This is a genomic window from Mycobacterium sp. 23 (assembly GCF_048287075.1).
Lineage (GTDB): Bacteria > Actinomycetota > Actinomycetes > Mycobacteriales > Mycobacteriaceae > Mycobacterium > Mycobacterium gordonae_B.
The window spans coordinates 51,196-67,978 of the sequence record NZ_JBLVUX010000004.1 but is presented as its reverse complement, the minus strand read 5'-3'; the positions used below and the strand labels follow the sequence as shown (position 1 = coordinate 67,978).

The following is a 16,783-nucleotide window of genomic DNA, read 5'->3' as shown; positions in this document are numbered from 1 at the left end:
ACGGGCCGGGACATCACCAAAGTGGTTGAACGCCAACACATGCCGATGCAGGAGCGCCTCCTGGCCCTGAGTGGTGAAGTTGCTCCGAGCTAGAGGGCGAACGCTCCGCCTTTGATGAGGATGAGGGCCCCGATTGTGATCAGTGCAACGGGCAGAACGATGTGGCCCCAGCGTGAGAGTGCTTTGGCGATGATCGGGTGGGAGGCGAAATATCGGCCGGCCGCGCACCAGATGGCCACACCGATGAGGAACACGATGATGTAAACACCGATGGTGGCGATCGTTGAGACGGCGAAGATCGGAACGTACACGCCGATGTTGTCGCCGCCGTTGGCGAAGGTGATGACTGCGACCTGCCAGGTGCCAGGCGTCAACAGTGTTGCGGGATCATCGGTCGGCGCCGGTTGGGTGCGGCGATCCCGCCAGGCCAGCCATGCCGCCCGCAGCCCCAACACGATGGGCAGCAGCCCGAAGTACGGCAGTGCGGCTGGAGGAAGCAGCGTGGCACCCAGGAGTGCGCCGCCGACCGAAACTGCCAAGATGGCGGTGAAGCCGAGGTACTGACCGGCGGTCACTCGGATGGCTGCGCCACGATGACCGGGCGCCTGGCCGAACATCACCGCGAGGACCACGATGTCGTCGATATTGGTGATGGCGAAGGTGGCGATCGCCTGAACGAGTGTGGCTGGGCTCAGCACGGCCAATGCGACCAGCTTCGAGTGAAATCCCACCGCATCGGGTGAGCCTACTGCTCAGCAGGCCCCGCGCTCCCGCGCACCAACGACCTCCAGTGGGGCGGAAATTCATGACGACTGCCGGGGTCAACGGACTTGACGAAATACATGCCTCCGGTGCCACGGAGGTGGCTCCTAGAGGTATCGACATACGTCATCGGCGCTGCATGATTCCGGGTCGACGCTTTCGGCGCCCTGCCGCAGCCGGGCGATGGTCTCGCGCAGTGCCACCAGTGCGCTGATCTGCTCGTCGAGGTCGGTCAGTCGGATGTCGAGCAGGTCGCGCACGTGCGTGCACGGCGCGTGGCCGCTGTCACGGATGTCGAGGATCTGCCGAATCTGGGCGAGGCTGAACCCGGCGGCCTGTCCCCGTCGGATGAAGCCGACCCGGGCGATCGTGTCGGCGGCATAGTCGCGATATCCCGCCGGGGAACGTTCGGCGGGCGGGAGCAGGCCTTCGTCTTCGTAGTAGCGCAGCGTCGCGGTGGTGGCCCCGGTCGCCTCGGCGAGCTTCCCGATTCTCACGATGTCTCCTCAGAACACTTGACCTTCAAGCCTACTTGAAGGTCAAGGATGGGTGCATGAGTCAGGGATTGGACCTCGCGGTCATCGGTTCCGGCGGCGCGGCGATGGCCGCGGCGATCCGCGCTACCGCGCTCGGCAAGTCCGTCGTCATGATCGAGCGCGGCATCTTCGGTGGCACGTGTGTCAACACCGGCTGCGTGCCGTCAAAGGCCCTGATCGCAGCGGCCGAGGCCCGGCATACCGCAGCCGACACTGCCCGGTTCCCGGGGATCGCCACCACGGCCGGCCCGGTGGACATGGCGGCCCTGATCGCCGGCACGCACGATCTGGTGGAGTCGCTGCGCTCAGAGAAGTACCTCAACGTGGCCGAATCGTATGGCTGGCAGCGCATTCAGGGCCAAGCGCGGTTCGCCGGAACCCCGGACGCGCCCGTCATCGAGGTCGGCGATGCCACCATCGAGGCCGAGCACTACCTGATCGCCACCGGCGCGAACCCAGTCATCCCGCCCGCATTCGAGGGCGTCGCCTACCTGACCTCGACCACCGCGATGGAAGTCACCGAGGTCCCGGAGTCGCTGCTGGTGATCGGCGGCGGCTACGTCGCGTTGGAGCAGGCGCAACTGTTCGCCCGGCTCGGGTCAACGGTGACGGTGCTGGTCCGCTCCACGCTGGCATCGAAGGAAGAGCCGGAAGTCGGCATGGCGCTGCTGGAGGTGTTCGCCGACGACGGCATCCGGGTGGTGCGCCGCGCCACGGTGAGCGAGGTCGAGCAGGCCGACGATCAGGTCACGGTCACCGCGACCATCACCGGCGGAACGCAGCAGTTCCGTGCCGCGAAAGTCCTCGTCGCCACCGGCCGCCGTCCGAACACCGACGGCCTGAATCTCGAAGCGGTGCAGGTCAAAACCGGCGAGAACAACGAGGTCGTGGTGAGCGACGGGCTGCAGTCGTCGAACCCACGGATCTGGGCGGCCGGCGACGTGACCGGGCACCGCGAGTTCGTCTACGTCGCCGCCCATCACGGCGCGATGGTCGCCGACAACATCTTCACCGACGCCGGCCGCAGGGTCGACTACCGCCATCTGCCCCGCGTGACGTTCACCAGCCCCGCGGTCGGTGCGGCCGGGACGACCGAGGCCGAGCTCCTCGCCGCCGGGACACGGTGCGACTGCCGGGTGCTGCCGCTAAAACATGTGCCGCGTGCGGTGGTCAACCGAGACACCCGCGGTTTCATCAAACTCGTCGCCGACGCCGGCACCGGCCGCATCCACGGCATCACCGCCGTCGCCAAGGATGCTGGCGAGATCGCCGCCGCCGCGGTCTACATCCTCGACGCCGCGATGACCGTCGACCAGGTCGCCGGGTCCTGGGCCCCGTATCTGACCATGGCCGAAGGCATCAAAATCGCCGCCCAGTCCTTCAGCGCCGATATGTCCCGACTGTCCTGCTGCGCATCCTGACGCATGGCTCACTCGAAAGGTTCCTGATGCCCAATTTCCTTGACCGCCTGACCATTCCGGAAGAGTCCGGGCTCGACCCGACGATGCTGGTGCCGTTGCTGCGGCTGCTCGCCGCCGGCGAGCCGGTCACCGTGGAGGCGCTCGCCGCGGCCGTCGGCCTCCCGGTTGACGAGGTGACCCGGCGTCTGGCCGCGGTACCCGACACCGAATACGACGAGCAGGGCCGCATCGTCGGCCAGGGCCTGACCCTGCGCCCGACCCGCCACCGATTCACCGTGGCCGGCCAAGAGCTCTACACCTGGTGCGCCCTGGACACCCTCATCTTTCCCACCATCCTGGACCGGCCCGCCAGCATCGAATCCGAATCACCCGTCAGCGGGCACCCGATCAGGGTCTCGGTCGGCGAAAACGGTGTCACCAGCGTGCAGCCCGAGACCGCGGTGGTCTCGCTGGTCAACCCCGACGACCTCACCTCGATCCGGTCCTCATTCTGCAACCAGGTGCACTACTTCACCTGCGCGCAGGACGCCGCGCCGTGGCTCGCCGAGCACCCCGAAGGTCAGATCGTCAGCGTCGCTGAGGCCCACCAACTCGGCGCAGCCCTGACCACACAAATCCTTACCCAGCTCCATACCCCGCCAACTGCCCACCCCGGCTGCTGCAGCTGACCAGCCGCACCCAACCTGATGAGGAGAAATCAATGAATCAACGTCCACGAAGAAATCCCGTGCTGCTGGGTGCGGCAGCGGTGCTGGTGACGGCCCTGTGTTGCGCCGCGCCAGTCCTGATCGCCGGCGGCGCGCTCGCCGCCGTGTGTGGACTGCTCGAGAATCCATGGGTCATCGGGGCAGCCGTCGCGCTGCTGCTGGCGGCTGTGGTCGCCTTCGCCCGCCGCGGTCAACGCGGCGATCACTGCTGTCCCGCCGACAGCCATTCACCCGCGACGCACACGCTCGACGACCTGACGAAAGGAAGCATCGACAATGTCTGAAACGCGTTCGTTTACACCCCACAGGTGGGCGGGCGTTACGGCTGTGATGCTGGCAGCGGGCGCGCTGACCGCGTGCGGCCAATCGGCCACAACCAGCAATCCGACCTCACCGCCACACGCCAACGCCACAACCCAGGCGACGGCGGCGACACTGACCACGGTGGACGGCAAAACCGTCGAACTGCCCGCTGCCGCCCCGACCGCGATCCTGTTCTTCTCCTACGGGTGCGGCGAATGCGTCGGCGGCGGTAAATCCCTGGCCGCTGCTCGGGCGGCCGTGGAGAAAGCCGGAGGCAGCGCCAAGTTCCTAGCCGTCGACATCGTCCCCACCGAGAAACCCGCCGATGTTCGCCACTTCCTGGACCAGATCGGCGGCACCAGCCTGCCCGCGGTCGTCGATACTAACGGGGCCCTGACCAGCCGCTACCAGGTGACCGCGCCGACCACCGCCCTCGTCATCGACCCGTCCGGGCAGATCAGCTACCGCGGCCACGCCCCGTCCCAGGATCAGATCCTGGCCGCCCTCGGCAGCAGCGCCGCACGGTGAACCTGCTCGCGCTCGCGTTTACCGCTGGCATGCTCGCCCCGGTCAACCCCTGCGGGTTCGCGCTGCTACCGGCGTGGATCACCGGCACCATCGCCACCGGCGGCACCGATGCGGTGCTCGTGCGGCTGGCCCGGGCACTGCGCACCGGGGCCGTCCTGACCATCGGGTTCACCGGCACCCTCACCCTCGCCGGTATCGCGATCAGTGCCGGTGCCCGGACCCTGGTGACGGCTGCTCCCTGGCTCGGGATCACGATCGGGCTCACCCTGGCCATCTTGGGCGGCTTCATGCTCACCGGCCGCACCATCGGTCTGCGTATGCCTGCCCGGACGCGTCATCGGCCGGACTCCCCAACAGCCGGTGGTGTGCTCGCGGCCGGAATCGGCTACGCCCTGGCGTCACTGTCCTGCACCTTCGGGGTACTGCTCGCGGTGATCGCCCAGGCCCAGGCCACCAGCGGATGGGGCGGTCTGCTGGCAGTGTTCACCGCATACACAGCCGGTGCCGCCACCATCTTGATGCTGGTCAGCGTCGGCACCGCCATCGCCGGCACGGCCCTGACCCGGCATCTGGGTATCCTCGCCCGCCACGGGACCCGCGTCACCGCCGTTGTCCTCATCGCCACCGGCGCCTACCTCGCGTGGTACTGGCTGCCCGCGGCCACCGGGCACACCGCCAGCGGCGGCAACCTGCTCACCGGCTGGTCGGCCACCGCGACCGGATGGCTGCAGGACCACGCCCTCCCGGCCAGCGTCATTGCCGCCTTCGCTGTGGTGGTCAGCGCGGTGGCCGCGTACTGGACCACCCACCGCCGGCCAATCACCGGCAAGCAGCGCCGCCGGTGATGATTCACCGGCCGATACACCCAGCCAGATACCACTGTCCCTAACGATTAGAAAGCCGATAGATACAACCGTCGGACACAGTCAGATGCACACCACAAGTGCCTTACTGATAAGGCACATTCAAGACTGCCGACCCCTAAGCGCGACACGCCAGTTCTGCGCCGTCTGAGCGTGTCGTCAATACGGCAGTGGCGAATAGGCGTCGGTACTGCGCCCATTGCTCGACGGGGGTGGCGTCGGCATGGTGGGCGCCGGTGCGTTCGTTGATGCGGTCGAGCAGTAGCGTCGGCCAGGCGGGTTCCGTTGGCGTCCTGGGCTGTTCAACCCGAGGGCGAGCTGTGAGCAATGTTGCGGCTACGGCGATCACATCGGGGTAGGCCACCACGTGCGCTTCTAGGCCATTCTGCAGAATCCCCGCCGCCACGTGACGCTCTGCGTGAGCCCAGAAGACCAGGATGTGGCGGGCGTCGCCCAAGGCGTCATGAAGGTCGACCTCTGAATACTGACGGGCCAAGCGCCGATGCGTGCGCCCGGCACTGAGCACCGTGGGCCGGTCACGAAGATCCACCTGGTCGTCAAGAACGCGCGTTGGTGAACCGATCCAGCGTCGGTGACGGTGGCATACGGAGACATGTGCAGGCAGGTAGCAGTAGACGGGTTCGTGTATTCCCTTGCGTGCCATACATCTTTGACACAAAGGGCGGCGGAGATATTGCTTGAGCGCGGTGGGGTCGCCAGCAAGCCCGCAGAGACGGGACCGGATTACCTGCTCAGGTTGGCCGCTGACGACGGCCAACCAGTCCGGTCGCGGCCGGGCTGCGCATGATTCGGCGACATGGCCGCGCAGTGTGGAGACGCCGATATGGTTGGCGCGGGCCAGCCTGTCGATGTAGGACGATACGGCTTCCCAACGGAACGGTGCGATCGTTCGCGGGAGCCGCTGGCGTGGTCCGCGCGGCCACGGCCTGACAGTTGCCACGTCAGCTGGCCGTGCGGGCCGCGGCCGTGTGGGCGGCGTAGTCGATCAAAATATCGTCCATGGCCTCGCGGGTGATGTGCTCGGTGCCGTCGAGCATCGCTTGGATTGCTGAAGCCCGGATCAAGTGGGCCAGGCTGCCGATCATCCCGCCGGTGCGGCGGTGCAGGTAACGGGCCTGGGCGACAAGGCTTCCCGGTTCGTGTCGATGCAGACGCAAGGTACCTTCCATGGCGGCGACGAGTTGTCGCCACTCCTTGGCGTCGGGGAATGCGCTGGTGTGGATCACCCCGCAACGGCCGGCCAACTGCCGTCCCCGCGTGCCGGTGAACAGCCCCGAGCGTTCCACTTCGATCCCGGCGTAAACGAATGTCGCAGGCAGATGCTCGGTGAAGTATTTGAGGTGGTCGGACAGTTCTTCGCCGGCGCGGGTGTCGAGGTTGAGGTTGTGGATTTCATCGACCACCACGATGTCGGTACGGGCATCGATGAGCACCTGGCACACGGCATCGGAAATATCGGTCACGTTCATCCGCTGATTGAGCGTGGGAAGCCCCAGAAACCGTGCGAACTCCATCGCCAACTTGCGGGGCGACCCTTTCGGCGGGGCCGTCACATACACCACCGGAATCCGGCTCTCATCGCCGGGAAACCTTGCACGGGTGCGCAATTCGTGAAACCGACCCAGTTGCTTGATCGCCGTAGTTTTCCCCGTCGCTGCCCCGCCGGAGATGATCAGCCCGCGCCGGGCCCCGATCTCGCGCTGGTTGAGCAATGTCAACAGCCGGCCCTGATGGGTGATCGCTTCGATCGCCGACGTGGTGACCACCACCAGCTCCGAATGATGCGCAACCCGGGCCTCGTTGTAGGCCGTCCGCTCGTCCTCACCGAGGCTGGCCCACTCGTCGTCGGCGAGCAACGTGAACTCCGGCGGATCGGCATCAACAAAACGCCGCCAGCCCTCCAGCGTCGTGGTCGGCTGGCGGCGATCCTCTAACTGACCCACCGCCGCAATCTCGGTCACAGTCGCCACGTTTGGGCCTCCTTGCGTGCATCAAACACCGGCAGGGGTATGACCTCCGCCATCTCGCCGTCATCGTCGAAAGTCTCGTTGTCGGCGGCCCGTTCCGACGGTGACGGGCCATGATGTTCGGATGATTCCGTCGGGTCCGGCCAGTCCCGGCCGGCGCTCGCGGCGCTGGTCCGTCCAGTCACTCGGCGCTCGGCTTTCGTCTGCTGCTGCGGCCCAGCGGCGGCGCGGTCCAGCAAGTCCTCCGCGATGGCCGCAATCTCCGCTTCCTGGGTCTTCTGGGCCCCTCTGCGGTCGGCTACGGAGCGGGCGTGGCGCCACAGTGTCTCGCCGAACGGCACCGGCGAGGACCGAAGGTGCGTCCACGTCGCGGCCAGCCATCCGTCTTCGTGGTGATTGCGCACCCAAATCCTCGACACGTCATACGGGTCGTAGTGCACTTCCCACTGTCCGTTACGGGCATCGACCCCGGAATGCTGGCGCCGGTATGGGTTGAGCGCCTTGGCGTCATAGGTGCGATGGTTGATCCGGACCCCGTAACTGTTGATTGTGCGCCACTGCACGGGAAGCAATTCGATATAGTCGTCGGCGTCCAGTGGGACCGGTACATAGCCAGCCACCTCAACGAGGGCAGTGTATTTCTCGTTGGGAGACAACGCTTTCCCCGGCGTCACCGGATCCCGCAGGCCATCGTGGGGGCGGTTCTGCCACACCGCGATGATCCACTCGTCCAGCAGCGCCTGCAGCTCAATCATCGACCACACCGCGTCGTCCTCGGCGTTTTTCCCACGCCGCTCCACCGATGAACCGACGTAACCGGCCACGTACTGTGCGAACAGGGTGCCCACCGACTGCAATGTCCGCTCGATCTTCGGCTTATCGGTCGGGCAGTCGGGATGAGCCGGCTGCAGATTGATCCCCAATGTGCAGCACGCTTGCCGAAATGTTTGGGACAGATACGCTTTCCCGTGATCGCAGACGATCGTCTCGGGAGCGATCACCGGCCTGGCCGCAGCATCGGCCAGGCGCTGATCGACACTGGTCAGGCTGTGGTGCGGAAGTACCGACCGGGACATCCGCAGCGCATCGGCCCATCCCGGGCGCATCGGTTCGGGCGTCAATGCCCGCGCCAAGAGCAGTGACGCGTCCACTGCTTTGGTCGTCGGTCGCAGCACCGCGGCCGGGATGGACCGCGTAGCGTTGTCGACCATCGCAGTCAGCTCGACTCGGTCTACCATGCCGTCATCGAGCACTACCCGTACATCCAGAAGGGTTGAATCGATTTCCACCATCTCGCCGGGGCGCACCACGGTGATCGACCCGAATGGGCCATCGGGCTGCTTGGACAGCGATCGCCGCGTCCGTGCTGACCCGAACGTGTGCCGTCCTTCCGCGAGGCGCTTGACCAGCCGGTAGAAGGTGGGCTGCGACGGCATCGCGGGCGCGTCGTCGGCACCATAGGTGGCCACCAGCGTCTTGGCGACCCGCCGTTGCAGACGCTGCACCGTTCCCGTTGACAGGTCGGTCTCGCCCTCGATCGCATCCCGCACCGCGGCGACGACACGGTCGTCCACACGGCCGAATACCGCGCGCCGCCGATTATGGCGCCCGTCAACCACTCCCAGGAGCCCGTCCCGTTCGTAGGCAAATCGGCGACGCTGCAACGCATTCCGACTCACGTCGTGGCCGGCGGCACGCAGCTCGTCCAACTTGGCCAGCTCACGCTGCCGCAGAGATCGTTTCGCCGTGTCGAACTCTGGGCGGGGACGAATGCCCGCGGCCGTCCCAGGCGGGCGGCCGCTGAGGATCTCCACGATGTGGCGCTCCCACCACCGTGCTTGCTCGACGGCTGCCTCGGGAATGCCAGCCAGCATTTCCTCAGAACACAGTGGCGGTCGCGACCCCGACACCAATTCCAATGCCGGATCAACCATCAGCTGCGAGAGCGGCACCACAATCTGCTCGCCGACAGCGTCAACCAGTCGAGCTGATCCGCCCGACAGGGTTACGACGGTGAAAACACCTGCTGATAAACGGATTTCGTCTCCCTCTCGGACGACACCCGTTCGCACGTCAGGTCACCACCCGGTCCCGAGGCCAATCGCCGTGTCGTCGCCAAGTGCCGCTCCTTGCAGATCGGCAACTAAACGGCCGTGCCAGAGCAGATGAAACAGTACGGGCAGCACCACCAAAGGAGTCCCGACCGCGTGCACACCAGCCATCAACGGACGGACCCGAGCGAAGACCTCCGCCAGTTGATCAGCCAAACCGATCTTCAATACTCGCGGATGCCGATAACCCGATAACCAACGTAGATTCGCCCGCAGCACTGGATCGAGGGAACCGACACGCAGGTAATCCCAACCGACCATCGCGCACGTGGCGGCAGACCGATCGAACACGTCCCGATCAGCGTCAGAGATCCGGTCGTCCTCACGAACGTCGACTACGACGACAGATCCATCGCGGCGCCGCACGAAGTAGTCAGGAGCATGCCGCGTGCCGTCACGCCAATGAATCCAAAATGGTTGCGACAGAACACCAACAACATCCGGATCGGCATCCAACGCCATCAACTGGTCACGTTCTACCCAGGACTCGTGACCTACATGTGCGCCGGTTGTGGCGAACCACCACAGCCCGGGAAAGTTACGCTGACCTCGAAACGAGGGGAAATTCCGCACTGGTGAACAGTCCAACTCAAACCGGGTTGCAGCACATCGGTCCAGCGATTGCCGCGTGCATCCCTCGCGGGTGTTGAACTCCAAGTCCACTGCACTCGCTACACCTGGCCCAGCCGAAACAGCCGACGTCAGCACACATAAACGCTAAGCCTCGTGCCCCAGATTCAATGAGAAAGACACGCACTTACCCCAGATTCAATGAGAATGCCCCAGAATCAATGAGAACGGACAGCGGCGTATCGGCGCGACTTCGACGCGATCGCGGCCGTGCGGACCCGAATACCTGCGGCCGGTCGACGACCGATAAAGAAACCCGGGTCAGCTGCCGGTCCGGCCATCGTGTTGGACAATGATACGTCACTGTGACGCACTTGAAGGCGAATCACCCAGCGGCCCATTATCTCGTGTGCTGCGTCCATAGATAATCGTCATTGTCCATGACCCATGGCCGACAATCTTTGAGCCGTGTGTCCGCGCGACTCTCAGCGGTTAGGTGGCGATTTCTATTTTCGCCGGTGGCAAAATCTTCCAGCTACCGCGAAGTGGGTCGGATCAGCTTCGAACTGTGTGCAGGGATAATCTGCTCAGCCGTTAGTTTGTTTCGCTGCAGCCCTTTGGTGACCGCCGCGGGATCACCCCATGATTTCGCTGCGGCAATTTCGTCGGCGAACCGCAACACATCGGTGCGCAGATTATCGAGATCAGCAACGGTGATAATTCGCGTCTCTGGCGGCAAGCTGGCTTCGGGGTGAAGCTCGGCACTCGGGTGCAGCATTACCGGAATCCGTTTCGTAACGTGTGGATTGCGGCAGGAATCCCATTCGAGGGACGTCAAGAGCTGGCCTGCTTCTTTGACCTTCATGATCCGGGGATCGGCCCGATTTACCTCGGTCTTCAGCTCGATGACCGCGTTGAGAGTAGGAGTCATGCCCCACAAATTGTCAGGGCCTCCATCCTTCTCCTCTTTGTCGGGCCGGGTGGATGCGAACCCGAGATGATGGCCGAGCAATTTGAACTGTTGCTCGGCGAGGTCGTGAGTTTCAGGTAGGGCCCACACGATGCTGTCGAAGATCGTGCGAAATCCGAGCCGCAACGCGTTCGCGTCGGTGTACAGCTCTGCCAGACGTTCCGCCGCCTCTTTTCCTTGCAGTGCAGGACCTTTTACCGGTTTGGCAGACGGGGAAACGTCCGACTTGATTACCCCAGGATTGAGTTCCCGCGCCCTCGCGATTGTGTTCTGGGCCTGCATGGGGTCAGTGAGTTGTTGATAGCCGGCTAGCTCTTCGAGGAACCAGCCCGTCTCCAAATCATCGGTCACCGTGTTGATCCCAACGCTCAGCAACTCAGCGGCCGCCTGGGCATCGCCGGCGTCGGCTTTGTTGAAGGCCTCCCGGCGCGCGATCGCGATGTCGGTGATTTTGCCGTCATGGTCATATTCCACATCGGCTACAGCTTGCTTGGCAGCGGTAACCCAGTCGTCACCGCGTTCCAGAAACATGTTGAGCGCGTTGCGGATCTCGGCGATCCCCTCGTTCTCAATCTGGACGGCGATCTTCTGGCTGAGTTCGATCTGTTTGAGGGTCACCGGGGAGTAAAAACGCCGTTGCTTGGGGTCGCGCAGCGTCAGCGCCGCCTCGCTGGTGAGCAGCAGCACGGCGCAATAGTCTTCGAGGTCGCGGATGCCTCGGCCCATACCTTGTTCGATTCGTTGCACCTTGCGCGCCTGGAATGTTGTTGACCCAGTGAGTGCAGCAGATTCACGTTGTTCAGCACCTGAAAGCGGTGTGGGAATGCCGTCGATAATGAGCAGCCGGCACGCGTCGTGCGGTAGGTCGACGCCGTCGTACTTGTTGATGAGGACTACCACGCCTACCTGCTCGCCCGCGGTGAGGCGGTCAACTACTGGTCCCATCGTCTTCACGTTGACGATCTCGTCCGCAACCTCCTCCCATGCCTTCGCCCGATGCTTACTCGGCACAAGCACGACGACGTTGACCGGTTTGTCGGTGGTGGATCGGTCGCCGCTTCGATCTCCATCGGCGAAGTCCCGGGCCAGCCGGTGGATGGTGACTTCGGAAAGGCTGGGGTTGATAGACAGCGGCGCCAGGATGATGCGGTCACCGAGGTCTGAGGCTCGCTCGGGAGTGATCGGCTTCCGAATGGTGTCGGGATCGGCGCCGAGCTCTGTGACGAGGACGCTTTCGTCGGCCAACGTGGCTGTCAGGTAGACCCGCCGGCGCGCCCCGGAAAACGCCGGGATCATGTTGATGGGCGGGCATGGCATCTTGATCTCGACCCCGCGGTGCGAGAACGTAATGATGGCCATCGCCAGGTTGTCGGCCACGAACGGCCAGCCGAAATAGAACTCCTTGATGGTGTCGTCGTCGCCGTACTTCTTCAGTATCTGCAGCGCCGCGTCTGCCCGCTCGGCCGTCGCTTTCGGCGGCACTCGGAGTGTGGCGCTGTAGTCCCTATCCTTCAGGTCGGCAAAGGCTTTGGGGCTCTGACGCTTGAGGTCCTCGCCGAACAGCTCCAATAACTCGCCGAATCCGGCGCACTCCGGGGGCAGGGTTGGGCAGAACTGGTGTCTGGCCGCCGCAAGCGCGGAGTGCGCATCGTCGACGATCACGGTGCCCAGTTGGGTCACCGGTTTCTGGCCCCGCACACCGAAGGCGCTGCGACCGTTGACCAACTTCTCGAAGGTGCTGACCAAGATGGCACCGCCGGCAAGGAATCGCTCGTCGTGGTGATCGGTGGTCACGGCGATTCCCTGAGGGGCCTCGTCCACCACCTGCTTGATCAGGTAGGTGTCGGGAACTAGGTAGACGACCGGGCCGACGTCTTCGTTGAGGCTCGACTGCCCAATCAAGAGTCCGACCAGCGTCTTGCCGCCACCGGTGTTCTGCTTGATCACCAGGTCAGGCTGGTCGCGGCGGTCGAACCACTGCTTGAGTACCTCGCCCTGTTCGGGTCGCAGCCGCGACCATGGCTTGTGGGGCAGGGCGGTGAAGATGTCTCGCGGTTGGAGCAGCTTCGCGCCGTTATCGGCGTTGATTTTGTCCCAGTTGATGGGCATCGGACCTCTGTGAGAGCTGGTAGAACTGCGGCGAAGCTGATGGTATTTGAGTCTACTGGGCGACCCGGGGGCGCCCGTGCCTCGCGGCACCACGGTGGCGGCGAACCATCGCCAGCCCGAGTTGGCGCATAAGTGCACAACTTCGTCGCTGTACTGGACTATGCCAGCCAGCTGTCGGGCCGCTTACTCGCGGTTCCACCCTGATGTCGGCCGTGTCCACTATCCTGGAGGGACTTCACTGAGGGTACTGAGGGTGGTGTTCCGAGTGACCGAGCTGCAGAAGGTCAAGCGCCGGGTCAAGGCTGTGCGCGCGATCCGCCGCAGCACCGAACTCGAAGGTTCCCGTAGCACCAACGCCACGCGCGCCGACCAGGTCGCCTACGCCCGCGGGACCATCACCGCCGCCGAGCTGCGCGATCGCGTCAAGCGTCGGTACAACCTGAAGTAACCGGCTCTGGAGTGCCGCATCCCTGGGACACCGGTGATCTCGAACGGAACTGGCAGGGCTATTTCATACCCGGCACGAGCATTTTGAGGAACCGAGTCGGCGCCCTGACACCCGAGGCGCTGCGGGACGCCGAGAACGATCTCGTCGAAGCACGTGTTATCGAACTCCGTGAGGCTCCCGAACTTCTGGGTGACCGCACATACGATCTCACGTACCTGCGCGCGATCCACCGTCAGCTCTTTCAGGACGTGTACACCTGGGCGGGTGATGTGCGGACCGTCGGCATCGAGAAGGGTGGCGAGTCCTTCTGTCCCCCGGGCAGTATCAGTCGGCCGATGACCCATGTCGCCGCAGAGGTCCACCGGCTCAACCAGCTCAGGGATCTTCCCGAGGCTGATCTCCCGCCCACCGTCGCATACCTGTACGACTACGCGAACTTCGCCCATCCCTTCCGTGAGGGCAATGGCCGGTCCACCCGCGAGTTCTTCGACCTTCTTCTCTCCGAACGCGGCGCCGGACTCGATTGGCAGAAGACCGACCTGACCGAGTTGCACAGCGCATGCCACACTGCGCGAGCCGAATCCGACCTCTCAGGGCTCACTGCGATGCTCGCGAAAATCCTCGACGATGACCCCGCATACGAGTTCTGATCAGGCGGGGCAGTGCTCAAACGTGCCCCGCTTCGGCGCCTGGCGGCGACCGCGAAAAACCCGCACTGACATAACTGTTGAGGGCCGTGCCTTTCGGCTCTGCTTCTGCCAAGCGTCAAGACGACCGAATCGGATGGGGTCGCGTAGCGGAAAATATCCTAGTAGGTTGTGTTGCAGCGGAATTCGAATACCGTCTCGTTTTCCTGGCGCCCGGGTTTCACGTCGAGACCCGGGACGCATACCGCGGCTTCTACCCTGCGTTCTGGTTCCGCCGCCACTGGTGGACCTCGGAGACAGCCTCGGTCCTGCTGATACGGCCATCGCGGAATCGCTGAAAGATATTGTCGCTGTTTGGGTCTATCCGACCATACCTGAGCCCTAGAGCGGCTTCCCCGACGGTGATTCCCGCCTGTGATAGCTCCGTGGCCGTGTGCGGGCGTTGGCCATCACGAGTGAGTCGGATCCATTCGATGATGGCGTCATCCTCGCCGTCGAGTCCGTTCAGCCGTTCGCGGACCCATTGTTGGTGCAGGGCCTTTGCCTTCTTGACTTCCCAGGCATAGTAGGGGCCTTCTGGTGCGCCAAGGTGGTTCGGTCTGGCAGGAACGATTACGTCGTCGAGCAAGGCTTTGAGAATCGGTGCCATCCAGCTGAGCTGGGGAGTTCTGTGGTTACTTGCCGGCGAGGGCTGGGCTTTGATCCGGGCAAGGTCGGCGGCGAAAGACAGCTCGGCGTCGCTGGCGTGATTTGTCGCGGCTGATCGACCGTACATTCCGGGATCGACAATTCCCTCGGTGTATTCCCCTGTGGGTGTTGATATTTCAGCGGCGAAGTCACGCAGCATCGCTCTGACAACCGGCGACTCAATACTTGACCCGGCCGACTTGACGTACTCGCCGCGCTCTTTGAGCACCGTGATCAGCTGGCTGGAGGTCCAACCCAGCTGTTTGGCGAATTCGTAAACACGCATCATTGTTCCGACGCCTATTTCTCAGCTCCGGATCGCGACGGTGAGGCATGCTGACCGGGTCTGTTGTTGCGCTTGTGTGCGCGCTGCCGAGCCTTAGCCAAGATTTCCACTGCTGCCTGGAGGACCTCGGGATTGGCCATGCCCGCTTCTAGATCATCTTGGCGTAGGAACCCGGTGTCGTTGCAGACTAGGCCGCCCACCACGTAGGTCAGCCGTGCACTTTCTGGCAAATCGGCGTCGAGTACCCCCTGGCCCTCAATCATCCGCAACATATGACGACGGCGTTGACGGCTGAGATTTGGCACGACATGACTTGCGGCCCTAGCGGCTTCACCGTCCGTGCGGGTTGACGGAAGGTTGGGACCAGCGGCAGCCCCTCGGCGACCAGGCTTGGTTGGTGCCAGGTAGCCGCGGCGCCGGGCCATGGCAATCCAGTCGCGGATCGTGGCTTCGGGGCGGTCGAATACTTCAGACATACGCTTGAGTGCACCTCGACCACGCCCGGCCTCCCAAACGTAAGTCTCGGCTACATCAATGAGCAGCTCGTCACTGAGTTCGGGCCGCCCGCGGCGTCGGGCTGCGGCCGTCGAGGAGTTCTCCAAGGCACGACGCTGTTCGTCGCTCAGTTCATCGGGCATCAGGTTTGGACCGGGGAACGCTCTAACGCCCTCCGTGCGCCACGAATCGTCGACGAGCTGACGTTCGGTTCGCGTGATGATGTCACCAAGCGGGACACGGCGCAAGACATCGCTGTTGATCAGGGCCGGCGGATTTTGACTGTCGGGAAGCTCGACGCTGTCAGGGGGCGAGTAGTTATCGTGCTGATCGAAGTAGCCCCAGTTGCGCCGAAAGAGTTCAAGCTCGGCAACTTCCAAACCCCGTCCGCGATTAACCAGCACCGCATACACGGTTACGGGAAGCTGCTCGGAGTTGTACACGATGTCACAGACATATCCAGGTCCTCTGGACTTCTCCTTGATGTAAATCTCAAGCCGGTCAGTGGGCCAGTCCCCCTCAACGTCAATGTCTGATGCGCAGACCTCATCGTCATCACGCGGGCCGAATCCCATATCGAAGAACGAACCTTTGGTCAGGTCCAGAAGCTGCCCCACCCTGCTGCGGCTGTATGAGAGGTCTCGAATATTCAGATCAGGATCGTGGATGAAGTCGATTTTTTCGCTCTGCCCCATAGCTTGAGAATAAGCCCGCAGGACAGCGTAAGAGCGGGGAAAAGTTACCGAGTTAGTCGGCGGAATAACTCAGCTTCAAAGGTCTGCGTGCGGCGGCACCTGCCTTAGCTACTGCTGCCCCGAAGGCTGCGGCCTCGGCCTAGGGCGCCGGGCATGGCGAAGACCAACGACCTACGAACGCTATTTGGGCGTGCTCCCTGTGGGGAAAAGCCACCGTCGCACCCAGTTCAGGTCGAAACGGCGATCGTCGGGCCAAACAATTAGCCGCAGCCGATCCATGCTCGACCCGGGCGGTTAACTTCGGCCCAGGAGGGCTTGGCAGTGTAGGTCGTCTGCGTCGCGGCGTTGGTCCCGGAACGCTCAGGCAGTCCCCTGCCGCCGCCGGGCGACACGCCCTGGCTACCGGTAACCCTCCATATTCGATCCGGTCGTATTGGAGCCGACGGACTCTCGCGGCCTCCGAGCGTTTTGGGCACAGGTGACGACACCGGGCGCTGCGCAACGGCCGCCCTGTGGGATTCGTCGGCGAGTGCTCGACGTCGGGTGTGAATGGTTGCCGAACCAGACTTCGCGGAGGCTCGAACGTTCCGCCCAAGACGATGGCGGGCTCGCATGACGTTGACAGCGGACGGCGACAACTCCGGATCGGTATACCCC

Annotated in this window: 16 protein-coding genes; 7 read left to right on the top strand and 9 right to left on the bottom strand. The window is 63.9% G+C overall.

The window, feature by feature from the left end:
- Window positions 1-89: 89 nt before the first annotated feature.
- Window positions 90-731, bottom strand: a complete 642-nt coding sequence (locus tag ACNQS7_RS00535; protein WP_079481877.1) for a cadmium resistance transporter — start codon at window positions 729-731, stop codon at window positions 90-92.
- Window positions 732-869: 138 nt separating this feature from the next.
- On the bottom strand, window positions 870-1,259 hold the full coding sequence (locus ACNQS7_RS00530) for a heavy metal-responsive transcriptional regulator (RefSeq protein ID WP_005148625.1): 390 nt from the start codon (window positions 1,257-1,259) through the stop codon (window positions 870-872).
- A 56-nt stretch (window positions 1,260-1,315) separates the two neighbouring features.
- Here ACNQS7_RS00530 and merA point away from each other — a divergent pair, with 56 nt between their 5' ends.
- The 5 genes from merA to ACNQS7_RS00505 are packed head-to-tail and all read left to right on the top strand — an operon-like array spanning window position 1,316 to window position 5,102.
- Window positions 1,316-2,719, top strand: coding sequence for a mercury(II) reductase (gene merA / locus ACNQS7_RS00525; protein ID WP_005148655.1), 1,404 nt, complete (start codon window positions 1,316-1,318; stop codon window positions 2,717-2,719).
- A gap of 26 nt (window positions 2,720-2,745) precedes the next feature.
- Entirely contained in the window at window positions 2,746-3,387 is a 642-nt protein-coding gene (gene merB / locus ACNQS7_RS00520; RefSeq protein WP_005148656.1) for an organomercurial lyase MerB, read from the top strand.
- Window positions 3,388-3,419: 32 nt separating this feature from the next.
- The gene (locus ACNQS7_RS00515) at window positions 3,420-3,710 is read left to right on the top strand and encodes a hypothetical protein (RefSeq protein ID WP_005148657.1); all 291 of its coding nucleotides are present in this window, start codon (window positions 3,420-3,422) and stop codon (window positions 3,708-3,710) included.
- Window positions 3,703-4,257, top strand: coding sequence for a TlpA family protein disulfide reductase (locus ACNQS7_RS00510; protein ID WP_005148658.1), 555 nt, complete (start codon window positions 3,703-3,705; stop codon window positions 4,255-4,257). Before ACNQS7_RS00515 ends, ACNQS7_RS00510 begins: the two co-directional genes overlap by 8 nt.
- On the top strand, window positions 4,254-5,102 hold the full coding sequence (locus tag ACNQS7_RS00505) for a cytochrome c biogenesis CcdA family protein (RefSeq protein ID WP_005148659.1): 849 nt from the start codon (window positions 4,254-4,256) through the stop codon (window positions 5,100-5,102). Before ACNQS7_RS00510 ends, ACNQS7_RS00505 begins: the two co-directional genes overlap by 4 nt.
- Before the next feature lie 136 nt (window positions 5,103-5,238).
- Here the strand turns inward: ACNQS7_RS00505 and ACNQS7_RS00500 are convergent, their stop codons facing one another.
- The 5 genes from ACNQS7_RS00500 to ACNQS7_RS00480 form a co-directional block, all read right to left on the bottom strand.
- A complete protein-coding gene (locus tag ACNQS7_RS00500) occupies window positions 5,239-5,670 on the bottom strand; it encodes a hypothetical protein (RefSeq protein WP_225503056.1) in 432 nt (143 codons plus the stop codon).
- Window positions 5,671-6,082: 412 nt separating this feature from the next.
- Window positions 6,083-7,111: an ATP-binding protein gene (locus ACNQS7_RS00495; RefSeq protein ID WP_005148661.1), complete on the bottom strand. Its 1,029-nt coding sequence runs from the start codon at window positions 7,109-7,111 to the stop codon at window positions 6,083-6,085.
- Window positions 7,099-9,063, bottom strand: coding sequence for a Mu transposase C-terminal domain-containing protein (locus ACNQS7_RS00490; protein ID WP_005148662.1), 1,965 nt, complete (start codon window positions 9,061-9,063; stop codon window positions 7,099-7,101). Before ACNQS7_RS00490 ends, ACNQS7_RS00495 begins: the two co-directional genes overlap by 13 nt.
- Before the next feature lie 123 nt (window positions 9,064-9,186).
- On the bottom strand, window positions 9,187-9,927 hold the full coding sequence (locus tag ACNQS7_RS00485) for a TnsA-like heteromeric transposase endonuclease subunit (protein ID WP_011894084.1): 741 nt from the start codon (window positions 9,925-9,927) through the stop codon (window positions 9,187-9,189).
- Between the two features lie 397 nt (window positions 9,928-10,324).
- The gene (locus ACNQS7_RS00480; protein ID WP_418011107.1) at window positions 10,325-12,868 is read right to left on the bottom strand and encodes a DEAD/DEAH box helicase; all 2,544 of its coding nucleotides are present in this window, start codon (window positions 12,866-12,868) and stop codon (window positions 10,325-10,327) included.
- A gap of 265 nt (window positions 12,869-13,133) precedes the next feature.
- On the opposite strand from ACNQS7_RS00480, the gene ACNQS7_RS00475 reads away from it, so the two are divergent.
- Together ACNQS7_RS00475 and ACNQS7_RS00470 are read left to right on the top strand one after the other, a co-directional pair.
- The gene (locus ACNQS7_RS00475) at window positions 13,134-13,316 is read left to right on the top strand and encodes a hypothetical protein (protein WP_418011106.1); all 183 of its coding nucleotides are present in this window, start codon (window positions 13,134-13,136) and stop codon (window positions 13,314-13,316) included.
- 11 nt (window positions 13,317-13,327) lie between these two features.
- Entirely contained in the window at window positions 13,328-13,966 is a 639-nt protein-coding gene (locus tag ACNQS7_RS00470; RefSeq protein WP_418011105.1) for a Fic/DOC family protein, read from the top strand.
- Between the two features lie 250 nt (window positions 13,967-14,216).
- On the opposite strand, the gene ACNQS7_RS00465 is transcribed toward ACNQS7_RS00470, so the two are convergent.
- Window positions 14,217-14,939 carry a translation initiation factor IF-2 N-terminal domain-containing protein gene (locus tag ACNQS7_RS00465; protein WP_418011104.1) on the bottom strand — a complete coding sequence of 241 codons (723 nt, stop codon included), beginning with the start codon at window positions 14,937-14,939 and terminating at the stop codon, window positions 14,217-14,219.
- Window positions 14,940-14,950: 11 nt separating this feature from the next.
- Window positions 14,951-16,126 (bottom strand): hypothetical protein, encoded by a 1,176-nt coding sequence (locus ACNQS7_RS00460; RefSeq protein WP_418011103.1) that lies wholly within the window; start codon window positions 16,124-16,126, stop codon window positions 14,951-14,953.
- Window positions 16,127-16,783: the final 657 nt, after the last annotated feature.